Genomic DNA, 13,554 nt, shown 5'->3' on the forward strand with positions numbered 1-13,554 from the left:
ATCCATTCAATTGTAATCACATCCATCCATTCAATAGGTTGCAATGTTGTTTTCAAATTTGATTTTACAATATGAGGAATGATTTATATATGTTATTCTCTCATTAATCCTAGAAAGTTCATACTCTTGAACTATTTGTAATGGTAAAATAAACCTAGATATATGACGGAAGAAAATTATTTTTTAAGTTAAATAAAATATTCGAGACTCCTGTAGCGCTTTTCTCAGGAAAGAATGTGAAAGATAATTGAAAGGAGTTTAAACAGATGGCATTTGGATTTAGAAAGAGCTTTTCAATTGTTCCAGGCGTCAGATTAAATGGAGGAAAGAAAAGTGCAGGATTAAGTTTTGGTACAAAGGGGCTGCGCTACAGTATTAACTCCCGCACAGGTGGCAGAATGACAGCTTCTATTCCAGGGACTGGATTATCATACTCAACTTCGACTTCAAGATCGAGAAATTATAGAAGTAATGCTTATCAGCGGAAAGAAGAATTAAGAAGGCAAAAAGAGACTAGAAAATTAGATATACTTGAGCAAGCTCGGTATGAAGTTGAATTATATGAAAATAAAATTGAGTTGATAAAATCTGTCCATAAAGAATGTGATGAAGTTATTGACTGGATGGCAATCGAACGCTTAAGACCACCCTTTGTTAAAGGAACAAGCGGACCTAAGCAAATAGAAGCTGAATTTAAACTAGCAACATACAAACCAAGCTTTATGGAGAAAGTATTAAAAAATGATTCCAAAAAACAAGTGTTGTTAAGCGGAATAGATAACGCCAAAAATGAAGATAAAGAGAATTACATAAACTGGGAAAATCTAAATCAACTTGCTAGGGATATAAATAGGGGGGATGTAGATGCCTATTTTAAAGTAATTGACGAGATGGATCCATTAGAAGATCTCAGTGAATATGGAAGCGGGTTTAACTTCTTTGCATATAATTCAGATTTTCTTGAAGTGGAATTTCAGATCAACTCAGAGAATGTCATTCCTAAAGAAACAAAGACTTTAACAAGCACGGGTAAGCTATCCTCTAAGCCAATGAACAAGACAACCTTTTATGATTTGGAACAAGATTATGTTTGTAGTTGTGCTTTAAGAATTGCTAGAAATATGTTTTCGTTGTTACCCATAGATAATATTTATATCCACGCAATGGATTCTATGCTAAACCCAACGACCGGGCACAATGAAGATTGCACAATATTATCAGTGAAAATTGATAAGAATACATTAAATAGATTGAACTTTGAGAGTATTGATTGTTCTGATTCAATGCAGAACTTTAAGCATAATATGAAATTTTTAAAAACTGCAGGGTTTAAACCAGTTGCAAAGCTTCAAATATCTTAGCTTCTGTAGACAATGTTTTGTTTGTTTTACCATCTGAAAAATGTAGATTACTACTTATTTATTGGGCCGCTGTTCACGACGGCTCTTTTCTTTTACTATCATTTGATTTTGAATGGAGGAGAAAATGTGATATCTACTGATTGGAAACATCTTACTGAGGAAATCGCTGCGAATAATGCAGTTTTATTCGTTGGAGCGGGATTATCACTAAATGCCTTGCCGATAAGCGATCAAGTGACCACTAGTTTTAAAGATTGGACTGGCTTCATGCTTCAACTTGCAAGCAAATTGTGGGAACAGGAGAGTCACGATAGAGAGAAGTTGATGGAGCGAATAGCTGGAGACTATCTATATGTAACTGAACTGTTTAAAGAGCGTTTCGGTGATACACAATTCTATAAGGAATTTCTTGAAGCTGTTCCGACACAGGACTATCAACCTTCGGAGCTCCATCGACAGCTGCTTGATTTGCCGTGGACAGAGTATGTTACTACAAATCAAGATGATTTACTTGAAAAGACATTGCGACAATTAAATACTCCGTTCCACAGCGTCATTCAAGAGCTTGACCTATCCACCTCGCTCCACAAAAGATTAATCAAAATGCACGGAACATGGGAACGGCCAGAAAGCCTAATTTTTTCAGAGGAGGATTACCGTAATTATGAAAGAAAGCATCCGCTCATCGCATTGAAAGTAAAGCAGTTGTTTGCCGAACGAACCGTGTTTTTCGTGGGATTCGGTTTGAAGGACAGTAATTTTAAAGCAATTCATAGCTGGATTCAAAACATCCTCGGTCATCATCAAAAGAAAGCATATGCATATATGCCAAATGCTGACGAGTACACTAAAACCTATTGGCGGAAAAGAAATCTTGTCATCTTGTCTGATGAAATACATGGGAATGATCCCGACGAAAGAAAGTACAATTACCAAAGTCATCTGATGGAAAGAACTCGCTATTTAAGTGATGAAATCAGTAATATCAGAGCACGTAAAAACCTTGGAGTCGATGTTCAGAAAAACTACGAACGAATCAAACATTTAATTTTTGATCAGACATTAAGAAATGAAATTGTGACATGGCTTGAATCTGCTGAGGAGACGTTACGCCGGCATACGATGATTGCGGAATCAATGATTAAACAATGGGAACTAGCAGAACGTGAGGGGCTCTCACGGCATTTTGCCGCTCCGCTCCTTCGAGATATTTTTTTCATGCAGCAAAGCTATCGACCAGAGTGGTACTCTCAGTTACCGTTGCAGTGGTTCGAGCATATTCTAGGGTCTGAAGATAATTTAGAAATACGTGGTGGATTTTTGCGTTTATTGAAAAGGTATGTAGAGACGTTTCAAACCACGAAAATTTATACAGTTGTAAACGATAATGGAAAAGAAAAAGCCATTTGCTTATATCAATTATTACGTAAAAGAAGTGAAGTGCCGGCATCGTTCAAAGAATTGCTTACGACAACTTATATCGGACGTATGTATTACGAACATCGTAACTATCGTATGGTTGAACGACTACTGACATTAACTTTGCCAGTTGTAAAAAATGATTTGTATTTGGACGAGTTACAGCATCTTCGATTGCTTTGTTTGAAAAACCAATTCAAATATGATGAATTAGAACAAGAGCTTAAACGTCAATTGTATGGACAAATCAAACCGAAGTGTTTAATAAGGAAAGGATATTTTTATTTAGTACTTGGTCGCTTTAATGAAGCAGTTGATGCTTATTTTCGTGCTGTTCTGCAGACAGAAAATCAGGAAGTTGTATTCCATGCGCTGTTTACACTGCAGCAGTTACGTAGAATGTCTGTAAGTGATTCTGAGTTATTCCAGACACTAGATAGCATGCATCTTGATAACGTTGAGGAGCAAATTAAGAGTAGATTTGGAGAAACAACTCGAATAGCTGATCTCAAAAATATGTTAAGTGAAAATGAGCGGTTGGCTATACGCAATATTGGCGAATGTGAACGTTCGAAAGATCGGAGAGAGCGAAAGAAAAGTTGGGGAGTTGACAACTATATGTTAGAGGCGTACGAGGCGTTGGAGGATAATGCTGAGTTCATCGAGCACAATGGACTTCCTGATTATATAATTGCAAACAGTCAAGCTATGCGCCTAGTAGTTGAGGGTTTGATCATAGAAGGTAAGCTCTCTATAGCTCATCGCTATCTTGGTTTTGGATTAAGCTTTAAGGACTTGTTACTTACAGATAAAGAACTCTTTTTATATAAGGATCAACGTAACCAATTGTTTCAATGGATGAACGTTAATTTACTTAAAATTGTATCTATGCTTGAGGAAGGAACAGGACAGACCGATACTGGTCATTTCTTGTTAGTGAAGTCGGCAGAGGCACTGCTATCTCAGACAAATCTGCTGTACAGTATTATTAATACAGTGTGGATTGAGCCATTAGTCGAGCCATTGATGCGTATTCTGCGATTGCATGTTGTTTCAATAAACAATAGTCTAGAATCGTTAGCAAATAGACTTTTAGTGCGAGTAATCAACGATCTACCAGCCGCACGAAGTGTTGAAGTATTTGAAAATTATTTACGTCACTTGTTAGATAACGTTGATTTACGTTGTTATAGCGATCTTCAACATGTTCGCTTTGTCGGTTGGTCGTCTAGAGACTTGCAATCCTTCCAATATGGACTTCTAGTGGATATCTTCCGTAGAATGCTTTACCAACATACTTTTCGATCACAGCAATATTATTTTCTAATCCTCAATTTGCATATTATAGCACCATTACCAGATTCTCTGTTGGCCGAATTAAATCCAATTTTGCGGCAATTAGACGAGAAGTCTAAGAATGAAAGTGAACATGAAAAAGGAGCTTTACTTAGGGTTATGATCGAATTGAAAGTATTGAGTGGAGAGGAAATACGAAGCCGGGTTCTGGAGGCTTTGGATCGCTATGAGCAAGATAATAGAATAAGTTCTAACCTCGGAGATCCCTTATATGTTTTTGCAGAAACAGTGAGCTTCTTAAGTAAAGAAGAAGTGGACCGTATTATTATTAAAGCAAATATTGACAATAAAAGATTAATACACTCGCCTCAACTACCTGGGCTGGATTTGGAAGGAATGTTTAACGAGAGTTATCAATACTTCTTATTAATGTTGACGCAGCACTATGGATCACCTGATCTGCTAATCCGTGAATTTGGAAAAGAGTATGCGAGTCGCATCTCTCCATATTTCCTGGGTAAATTACGCCAAAGCTTCGAGGCAAATGAACAATATGTCGACAACATCAATGAATGGCTTGGAAATCATATTATTAGAGGCAATGAAAAAGAAAGGATTAGCTTTTTAAGTGTAGCACAAGGGTGGATTGAGAGAAATTTGACACGTTATCAATCCGACAAAACGTTGGCCGGGAAGATTGAGTGGTTCATTTGGGATTCTTCTTATCAGATAAAAGCTTGGACAATATCCTTCATGACATTTTATTTTTCCTGTGAACCTGTAACAGAGAGAGGGGATATTTCCAAATTTTTTGAGGAGATTAACGAGGTTCCTATGGAAGAAAATCATGAAGGCTTTATTTTTGCAATGGCTTTATTTTTAAAGAAGTTCAAAGAGCAGTTGGTGGTCAATAATAATTTAAGCGAGGAATCGGAAAAATGGGTGGAAGTAATCAAGAGATCGCCCTACCGTTCAGTGCAACTTGAATGGGAAAAATAAGCTGAAATTAGTTTTCTCGGAAATCTGCGATGTAATTAATCTGCGGCACATAACTCCGCGATCTCCCGCTGTGTCCGCTCCTTCTCGCCGGTGTCCAGGGCGAAGCGGCCGACGACGACTTCCTTCTCTCCATTACGGTAGATCTTGCTTTTCTCAGTCTTCAGATCGACCTCAGAGAAAAGGGTACTGAATAAGCTGTATCATGAGTTTTATAAGGCGAAGCGGTGAGGTCTGAATGATAATTTCAGTAATAAGTAGCGATTAAAAATAGAACATTTTAAAGCGACTTGCCAATAGGGAAGTTGCTTTTTTGTTAGTACGCCCAGCATGGGCGTCATCTCTAGGGTGAAAGTCCCGAACGGAGGCTGGCGAGCGCCTAACATTAGCCAAGGACAAGGTTGTCCATCGTGAGGTGGAATCTGAAGGAAGTCGGAAGAGGGACACGAATTCAATTTGAGACGGCTATAGCCCTTAAACTTGGGCAGGCATGGGCGGAAAGGTGGCGTTCTTATCTGGGGAAAACAGCGTGATAAGAATAGGAGAATACTTATAATGGAAATCTAGGTTTCAGTTCTCTGACAGAACACCATTTTAAGAAAGTGGAACTGGATATTTTCTGGATATTCTTATTTATGGCATATTGAGGACCCAAAACTTGATATCTACTTCTTTCAAATTACTAGTTTTCATAATAGAAACAACGCATAAGAAAGATTACGCGCTGTTTGTTACATGTTTAATTTGCGAAGTAGTTTCCTTGCTCTCGGTTAAACATTTCGTTTGACTTTTTATGTATCTAAAATGACATCGTATCGTGTTCATAACCTTCATTCTTGCGTCTACGGGAATAGCCGGAATAGTCGGAACATTTGCCTGGTGGAGATCCGCTGCGTGGTCATCGGTTAGTTTAATATAGCCGTCTATTGTCTCCTGAACTTCATATACCTCCAGCGAAAGATTGTTCAATGCGATATAGTCGCCAAATTTTTGTGCACTCCCTCAATTTGTATGGCGGGCGTTCTGCCATTTTTTCAACTCCTCCATAAAGAGAGAGCTTATTCAGGATTCTGAGTACGACACTCCTGAACAAGCTCAATCAGAAATCTTTCAATAAATCTACTTTATGATGTCCTGGCCATCGCTTAAGCGAGGCGAGGCTGGCCCAAGCCCAATTGAGCAGAGCCAATTCAGCACTACCTCATGCAGCACGTTGATGTTGTCTACCTGACAGTGTTCTAATCCGCCAAGTCGTCTATCTTCTATCGGGTAGAACGTCTTGTTTTTTGAACCCGCTTGCTCGTAATTCTTCAAGGCTTGTGTCAGGGGATTTGGCTGAACCAATATCTCTTCCGCTCCGTGCATTACAAGAAGCGGACATTCTATCTGGTGGAGCACGCCCTCAAGATCATAGGCAAAACGCGGATTCCCCGCAAAATCCTCCAAGCTTTTTGCCCCTAGAATTCTCATTCCGTGTGCGGCCAGACTCGGCGGCATCCAATTAAGCATGGCACCCCAGTCAAAGGCGTGCGTACCGCCGTCGGAGATGACGGCAGCAATCCTGTGATCGAACGAAGCGAATCGCAGCGAGTCGTAAGCCGCAAAACTCTCCCCGTGCACGATAATCTTATCGGGATCGACTTCCGGCCGTGTTAGAAGAAAGTCGATTGCCCGGGAATGGAAAGCCTCACTATCCGCCCGTCTCCCCTTTCCTTTTTCGTACAGCGAGAGGCCGGTGCCAGGCTGGTCATAGACCAGAAAGTTATATCCACACGAAATGAAGGCGGGACCTAGCCAGAAATAATTTTCAATTGACCACTCATCGCCACCGTTAAGAGCAAAAAGAGTCGGCTTTGGACCTTTTATCCAGGAAGGGGAAAAGAAGTACCCCTCCAGCTTGACATCCTCGTAATCAACCTCAATCTTCTCCGGGCGGACATCGAAGTACTTTCCGGCAGCTTCGAAGAGTTCATTTACCTTCTTAAAGATACGGATTTTCTCGATGTCATCATCCATCACCGCATACTCTGCGATTCTGTAGTAATTGCAGGCGCGAATGTAGCAGTTTCGTGCTGTATACCAGTTTCCAGCTGTTTCGGCCTCCTTGCCGTGTCTTTCCAGTGCCTGGGCGGTTATGAGCCATTCCCTGTGCCACGTATCCTTATCATCGGGGTCGATTTTTTTGCAGGCCTCGTAGATCTCGGTGACGTCCGTAGCACCTAGGCTTGCCATACCCAAAGCTTTGGTGACTTGGTATGACATCATGTAGTTATTGGGCCAACGGCTGAACTCAATTGACATTGTAGCATTCTCCTTTTCCAGTTCTAGTGATTGTAGTTTTTTTACTACAAGTAATTTTTACAACACAAAGATAAAGCTTCTTTAAAAGAAAAATAAATGTTTATAAAGAGAATATAAAAAACTATAAACCGCTGAAAAAACAAAAAAGGCAGCTTCCCGGGTGTGTGTGGCAGCAGCCTTTAACTTTGTTGTAAAAGAATATGTGTGCAAAAATAAGGTCAGCGCTGTGCCGCCCGGGGAAGGCTAAATCTTATCCCCAAACCGCCATATTCGGAAGGGTAGGCAACAATTTCGCCACCGTGATGTTCAATAATGGATTTACAGCTTGCTAGACCCAGCCCCAGCCCGCCCTTTTGGATTTGCCGCGATTTATCCACAGTGAAAAATTTGAGGAACAGAGAAGAAATATCCTTATCCGGCACTCCAATCCCATTATCCTCGATTTGGAAATAGGCATAATGTCCTAGCGGGTATCCGGTCATATACACTTTCAGCTTATTCTTCCCTCCATATCTTACAGCATTGCTAAAGAGGTTGCCGAAAACCCGACGGATCATCGGTTCATTGACCATTAGTAATATATTGTCCGTGAATGAGTGGCGGCAAGTAAGCTCGTTGTCAAGTCCCGCCAGCTCGTACTCATATTCAAGGGCAATTTTTTCGAATAATTTTGATGCATTTACAGGTTTAGCTACCATGGATTCCAACTCCAGTTTTTCTTTGGTGAAGCTGGAGAAATCATTGATGAGTTCGACCATATATTCTGACTTCCTTTGAATCAATTCATAATATTCCTGCTTTTCAGTTTCTGGTAAGTCCTTGTGTGCAGCCAGCAGTTCAGTAAAACCGTTAATAGAGGTCAGGGGTGTTTTCAAGTCGTGGGCGATAGCGGCAATCATATCGGTTTGCTCTCTGTGGGCGAGTTGAAGCCTATGCTCCATCTTATTGAAGTGCTTATAAAGTTCTCCGATCTCGTCATTATTCCTCAAAGCTAGCGGAGGCATTGGATGTACAATATTTACTTCTTCCAGCCTGGTATTCAGAAGCTGAATGGGTTTCTCTATGCAAAAATGAATATAGATAATCAGAATAATAAATATGAAAAAGGCAATGCCAAATATGGGCAGGAGCAATGCAATATATCGTGAGTCCAGCAATGAACTGCGTATAGGGGAATATACTGCAAAGACAAGCTTCAGGTACATTCCAATTGAAAACATAAAAATTATAAGCATCAGCAGGAATAAGAGAGGAATTTTTATTTTCAGTTTCATACTATTGCTCTCTTTCCGTGTATTTATATCCTATGCCCCATATGGTTTTAATAAAGTCATATTCAGGACCAAGTTTCTTACGGATATTTTTTATATGGACCGTTACGGTATTTATTTCTCCGTATTCGTCTCCCCAGACGTTTTGATATATCTGCTCACGAGTCAATACATGATTGGGGTGACGCATAAGAATAGACAAAATTTGAAATTCCTTCGTTGATAAGTCGAGCTTCCTGCTATGCAGGAATGCTTCAAACGTCTTATCGTTCAAAATGAGCGGAGCATCCGCCTTTTCGTTACTGGTACTAAGTTCATCCCACTCTTTAAACAGCCTGTCCACTTTTCTGAAGTGGGCCTTTATCCTGGAGGCAAGCTCCCGAATACTGAAAGGTTTGGTCATGTAATCGTCTGCTCCTATTTCAAGCCCGACGATTTTGTCAATGTCCTTATCACGCGCACTTAAAAACAAAATTGGAACATTATAAGATTTTCGGATACTTCTGCAGACATCAAGTCCATCCATATCAGGCATCACTATATCAAGAACGATGAAATCAATGTGGTTTTCTTCCAATGCAGATAAGGCTTTTTCCCGGAACATGCCGAAATTATTGCAAATTGCTCGTACCTTAAACTCTTTGTGATGAGTTTTACGATTTCTTCATCGTCGTCTACAACTAATATCGTTTTTGGCATCTTTATACCTCCCAACCTCTTTAAATGGACTGGATTTAACAAGCTGGTATGCCCTTCAATAGCGGTCGAGTTATGGGCATCAGTGTCAATTTAGAACAGATAAATAAACGAACACTTATTCCTTTCGGATTAATGAGCGGATGAACTTTTTATTTTATTGTTTTTATGAACATCTTCCGTACCGCTATCCAAGGCGGTCTTGTAATATAAACATTTATGTTCTATGACTTCCATCGTTTTTTTTAATTCTTCCATCTGTGCTTCTACGGAAGCTTTCCGCTCAAGGAACATGTCATATCTTTGCTGCAAGGTGGAATCCCCCTCAGAGCACCACTCAATAAAATGTTTAATTTCCTTAATCGGCATCCCGGATGACTTCAAGCATTCAATGACTTTTAAAGCGTCCATATCCGATTCCTTGAAAACGCGTTTCCCGCTGGAGGTCCTTTCTATAAAGGGCATAAGACCTTCCTTGTCATAGTAACGCAGGGTATGTGGTGTCATGTTAAAGTGTTCTGCAACTTCACTTATGGAGTATGTCTTCATTATGTATCTCCAGTCTCAATTGTATTTTTTGCTTGACTTAGAGTTAACTTTAAGTAATAACATATGTTTTGTAAAGTCGGTGTTACAGATTTTAATATTAACTAGAAGAGAGGTTACACTATGATAAAAGTTAATGCACGCGCTACATTCAGCCAGGAAGGTCCGTTCAAGCTAACCACCATTGAGCGCCGGAATCTTCAGCCGCACGATGTTCTTATTGAGATTAAGTACGCTGGGATCTGCCACTCGGACATTCATACAGCCCGCGGGGAGTGGGGGCCGGTCACCTATCCACTCGTTCCAGGGCATGAGATCGCCGGAATTGTTAGCCAGGTCGGTTCCGAAGTCACAAAGTATTCAGTAGGTGACCGGGTAGGGGTAGGGTGCTTGGTTGACTCCTGCGGAGAGTGCAGCAATTGCCATAAAGGTGAGGAGCAATATTGCCTTAATGGAAGTACAGGCACTTATGGAGCTATCGACCGGTACGGGCACTATACCCAGGGCGGGTATTCCACTCACATTGTTGTAACAGAAGACTTCGTGGTCCGGATTCCTGACGCTATTCCGCTTGATGCTGCCGCACCACTTTTGTGTGCCGGAATCACAACCTATTCACCGCTGCGCCATTGGGGGGCCGCTCCAGGCAAAAAAGTAGCTGTGGTGGGTCTTGGCGGACTTGGACACATGGCTGTGAAGATCGCTCATGCCATGGGGGCTGAGGTTACTGTTTTATCACAGTCACTGAAAAAGAAGGAAGACGGTCTGCAATTAGGGGCGGACCATTATTATGCGACTAGCGATCCGGAGACATTTAAGCAGCTTGCCGGTTCGTTCGACCTGATCGTAAATACAGTAAGTGCGCAGATTAATATTGATGCCTATCTTTCGCTTCTGGCGCTGGATGGTACATTAGTCAATGTCGGTGCACCCGCTGATCCATTGGCAGTTAACGTATTCTCGCTGATCGGCCACCGCCGCTCGTTTGCCGGATCAATGATTGGCGGAATCCGTGAAACGCAGGAAATGCTTAATTTCTGTGCTGAACACAATATTGCATCTGAGATCGAGGTTATTTCTGCCGACCGGATTGATGAAGCCTGGGAGCGTGTACTCGCTTCAGACGTCCGTTACCGGTTTGTAATCGATATCAGTACGATGGGGAATGAATAAGGATCGTCCTCTTTTTGACATCGTATCGTGTCCATAATTCCAAAAAAATTCACACTTATAGATATCCTTGGCTCCGAGACGGATGATGTCATTAAAGAGGTCGATCTGAAGATCGAGAAGAACAAAATCAACCGCAACCTCGACATTTTGGACGAGAGGGAGAAGGAAGTCGTCGTCGGCCGCTTCGGCCTGGACACTGGCGGTGAAGAACGGACGCAGCGGGAGATAGCCAAAGAACTTGGCATCAGCCGGAGTTATGTGTCGCGGATTGAGAAACGGGCGCTGATGAAGCCATATCATGAGTTTTATAAGGCGAAAAGATAACTTGGAATTTAGAATAATAACCTGTAGGGATGAGATATTAATTTCTCAATCCTACAGGTTATTTGCGTTTCTGTATCATGAACAAGCGTAGGAAATCATCAAAGAGACTTTTGCTTTCTAATATACTTGTACAAATAGCTTGAAAAATACAAATGTATTTTGTATTGTGCATCATGATCCTACTGTACCGCAGAGTAAAGTGACGGGCATACAGACTTAAGCTAATATAAAATGTACTGTACTGTGGTATACTCGAACTATAAGTGGGAAATGAGGTGTATGTATAATGATGAATCTTACACAGGACCTTGCTAAATTGATTCGATTAACAGGTGATCGTGCGAAATTGGATGCTAAAGCAAATGGGACATATATAGTATATAAGACAACTGAGGGGCAAATCGTTAAAGAATATAGCACGGGTAAGATCGAGAAAATGAATGAACAGGACTTTACCCATGAATGAGACAGTTGCAACGATGTTTGTGTTTGCCGGTAATAATGGAAGTGGCAAGAGCACAATCCGCAACTTGATCGTTGACAGGCTTGGGGTAAGTGTAAATATTGACCCGGATGCACTGGCCCGTAAAATTAATAATGGGCATCCTGAAAAGAGTAAAGTATCTGCTGGAAAAGAAGCCATAAGAATAGCCAGGGAATGTATCCGGAATAAGTGGGACTTCACCGTGGAAACTACTTTAGCCGGTGGTAACGTTGTAAGGCAAATGAGAGATGCAAAGGAACAAGGCTTTGAAATTATTATGTTTTATGTGGGGCTAGGGGATGTTCGGCTAAATATTGAACGTGTTGCTTTGCGCGTGAAAAACGGTGGTCATCATATTGAAACCGAGGATATTGTTAGACGCAATGTAACAAGTATGAATAATCTGTTATCTCACTTAGACCTGATTGATCAATTAATTGTTATTGATAATAGTAGAGCTGATGGGGAATTTATTCTTGAAGCGGATAAAAGCGGGATAAAATATTATTTAAATGAACTGCCTGAATGGACACAAGAAATCAATCGGAAGCTACAAATTAAATATAAAACGCGAAAATAAACCAATTCGAATCGGGAACGATCGTAATTGGTTTATTTTTTGACATCGTTTCGTGTCCACAACCTCAAAAAATTCGACAATACAGGGGAAGATATGGAGGATCTCATCTCCATCGGCACGATCGGACTGATCAAGGCCATTGAAAGTTACCGTCCGAACAAGGGCACGAAGCTCGCGACCTTTGCAGCCCGCTGTATTGAAAACGAAATCCTGATGCATCTCCGTTCACTTAAAAAGACCCGGAAGGATGTATCCCTTCACGATCCGATTGGGACTGACAAAGAAGGTAATGAAATTACCCTGATTGATATCCTCGGTTCCGAGGCAGATGATGTTATTAAGGAAGTCGACCTTAAAATCGAGAAGAGCAAGATCTATCGCAACCTTGATATATTGGATGAACGTGAGAAGGAAGTCGTCGTCGGCCGCTTCGGGCTGGATACCGGCGGGGAGGAGCGGACGCAGCGGGAGATTGCGAAGGATCTGGGGATCTCGCGGAGTTATGTGTCGCGGATTGAGAAGAGAGCGCTGATGAAGCTTTATCATGAGTTTTATAAGGCGAAGCGGTGAGATCACAAGCTACAAGGTAGTACTGATAACAATAGAGTGTATAGGAAGCGACTTGTCTGCGGATGAGTTGCTTTTTTGTTTTAGTCGCTGCTCATATTCGTCCATACTTGTGTGCGATACACCGTATGTGCTTAATATGTTCAGGGGCATGGTTGATGAATTATAAATATACAATAGAGTCTTTCGCAGAGGAAGTGAGACATTCATACCGGGAATATGTGACTCCTTACGGGGGGCTGATTCCGGCGATTCCGTACGATGATATCAAACTGGACCACCGCTTGCTTGTAAACGACAAGCACCGTCCGCAATACCATATCAGTCCTCCGCAACATTGGATGAACGAACCGCACGCGCCAATCTACTTTAATAGGCATGATCCGCATGGCCCGTATTTGCATACGCTTCATTGGGGCCATTGGGTTAGCAATGACCTAGCACAGTCATCAAATCACCCGAATGACAATAATATTTGACAAAAGCTTCTAGTGAAAATATATTATATAGTAAGTAATCGTTTACTTCAATGAACACAGT

At 41.1% G+C, this 13,554-nt stretch carries 10 protein-coding genes and 3 pseudogenes; 8 read left to right on the top strand and 5 right to left on the bottom strand.

Annotation, left to right across the window (positions count from 1 at the left end; all coding sequences use genetic code 11):
- The first annotated feature begins 266 nt into the window (after window positions 1-266).
- Together NST07_RS07485 and NST07_RS07490 are read left to right on the top strand one after the other, a co-directional pair.
- Window positions 267-1,361 carry a DUF4236 domain-containing protein gene (locus NST07_RS07485; protein ID WP_342481306.1) on the top strand — a complete coding sequence of 365 codons (1,095 nt, stop codon included), beginning with the start codon at window positions 267-269 and terminating at the stop codon, window positions 1,359-1,361.
- Window positions 1,362-1,487: 126 nt separating this feature from the next.
- Complete coding sequence (locus NST07_RS07490) at window positions 1,488-5,075, top strand: SIR2 family protein (RefSeq protein WP_342481307.1); 3,588 nt, start codon at window positions 1,488-1,490, stop codon at window positions 5,073-5,075.
- 56 nt (window positions 5,076-5,131) lie between these two features.
- Here NST07_RS07490 and NST07_RS07495 read toward each other — a convergent pair.
- From NST07_RS07495 to NST07_RS07515, 5 genes and pseudogenes are all read right to left on the bottom strand, one after another.
- Window positions 5,132-5,239: pseudogene (locus NST07_RS07495) on the bottom strand (RNA polymerase subunit sigma-70); the annotation flags it as partial.
- A gap of 952 nt (window positions 5,240-6,191) precedes the next feature.
- On the bottom strand, window positions 6,192-7,373 hold the full coding sequence (locus NST07_RS07500; protein ID WP_342481308.1) for an alpha/beta hydrolase: 1,182 nt from the start codon (window positions 7,371-7,373) through the stop codon (window positions 6,192-6,194).
- A 218-nt stretch (window positions 7,374-7,591) separates the two neighbouring features.
- Window positions 7,592-8,647 (bottom strand): HAMP domain-containing sensor histidine kinase, encoded by a 1,056-nt coding sequence (locus NST07_RS07505; RefSeq protein WP_342481309.1) that lies wholly within the window; start codon window positions 8,645-8,647, stop codon window positions 7,592-7,594.
- 1 nt (window position 8,648) lies between these two features.
- Window positions 8,649-9,343 (bottom strand): annotated as a pseudogene (locus tag NST07_RS07510) (response regulator transcription factor).
- A 129-nt stretch (window positions 9,344-9,472) separates the two neighbouring features.
- Entirely contained in the window at window positions 9,473-9,889 is a 417-nt protein-coding gene (locus NST07_RS07515; protein WP_038587526.1) for a MerR family transcriptional regulator, read from the bottom strand.
- A gap of 120 nt (window positions 9,890-10,009) precedes the next feature.
- Between NST07_RS07515 and NST07_RS07520 the strand changes: the two genes are divergently transcribed.
- From NST07_RS07520 to NST07_RS07545, 6 genes and pseudogenes are all read left to right on the top strand, one after another.
- Window positions 10,010-11,059, top strand: a complete 1,050-nt coding sequence (locus tag NST07_RS07520) for an NAD(P)-dependent alcohol dehydrogenase (protein WP_038587529.1) — start codon at window positions 10,010-10,012, stop codon at window positions 11,057-11,059.
- A 51-nt stretch (window positions 11,060-11,110) separates the two neighbouring features.
- Window positions 11,111-11,383, top strand: a pseudogene (locus NST07_RS07525) (sigma-70 family RNA polymerase sigma factor); the annotation flags it as partial.
- 286 nt (window positions 11,384-11,669) lie between these two features.
- Window positions 11,670-11,849, top strand: a complete 180-nt coding sequence (locus NST07_RS07530) for a hypothetical protein (protein ID WP_342482008.1) — start codon at window positions 11,670-11,672, stop codon at window positions 11,847-11,849.
- Window positions 11,842-12,447, top strand: a complete 606-nt coding sequence (locus NST07_RS07535; protein WP_342481310.1) for a zeta toxin family protein — start codon at window positions 11,842-11,844, stop codon at window positions 12,445-12,447. Before NST07_RS07530 ends, NST07_RS07535 begins: the two co-directional genes overlap by 8 nt.
- A gap of 27 nt (window positions 12,448-12,474) precedes the next feature.
- Window positions 12,475-13,017, top strand: coding sequence for an RNA polymerase sporulation sigma factor SigK (sigK, locus tag NST07_RS07540; RefSeq protein WP_342481311.1), 543 nt, complete (start codon window positions 12,475-12,477; stop codon window positions 13,015-13,017).
- A 155-nt stretch (window positions 13,018-13,172) separates the two neighbouring features.
- Window positions 13,173-13,493, top strand: a complete 321-nt coding sequence (locus NST07_RS07545; protein WP_341090845.1) for a hypothetical protein — start codon at window positions 13,173-13,175, stop codon at window positions 13,491-13,493.
- Window positions 13,494-13,554 lie beyond the last annotated feature (61 nt).

The organism is Paenibacillus sp. FSL L8-0340 (assembly GCF_038593145.1).
In the GTDB taxonomy this organism is placed as follows: Bacteria; Bacillota; Bacilli; order Paenibacillales; family Paenibacillaceae; genus Paenibacillus_AQ.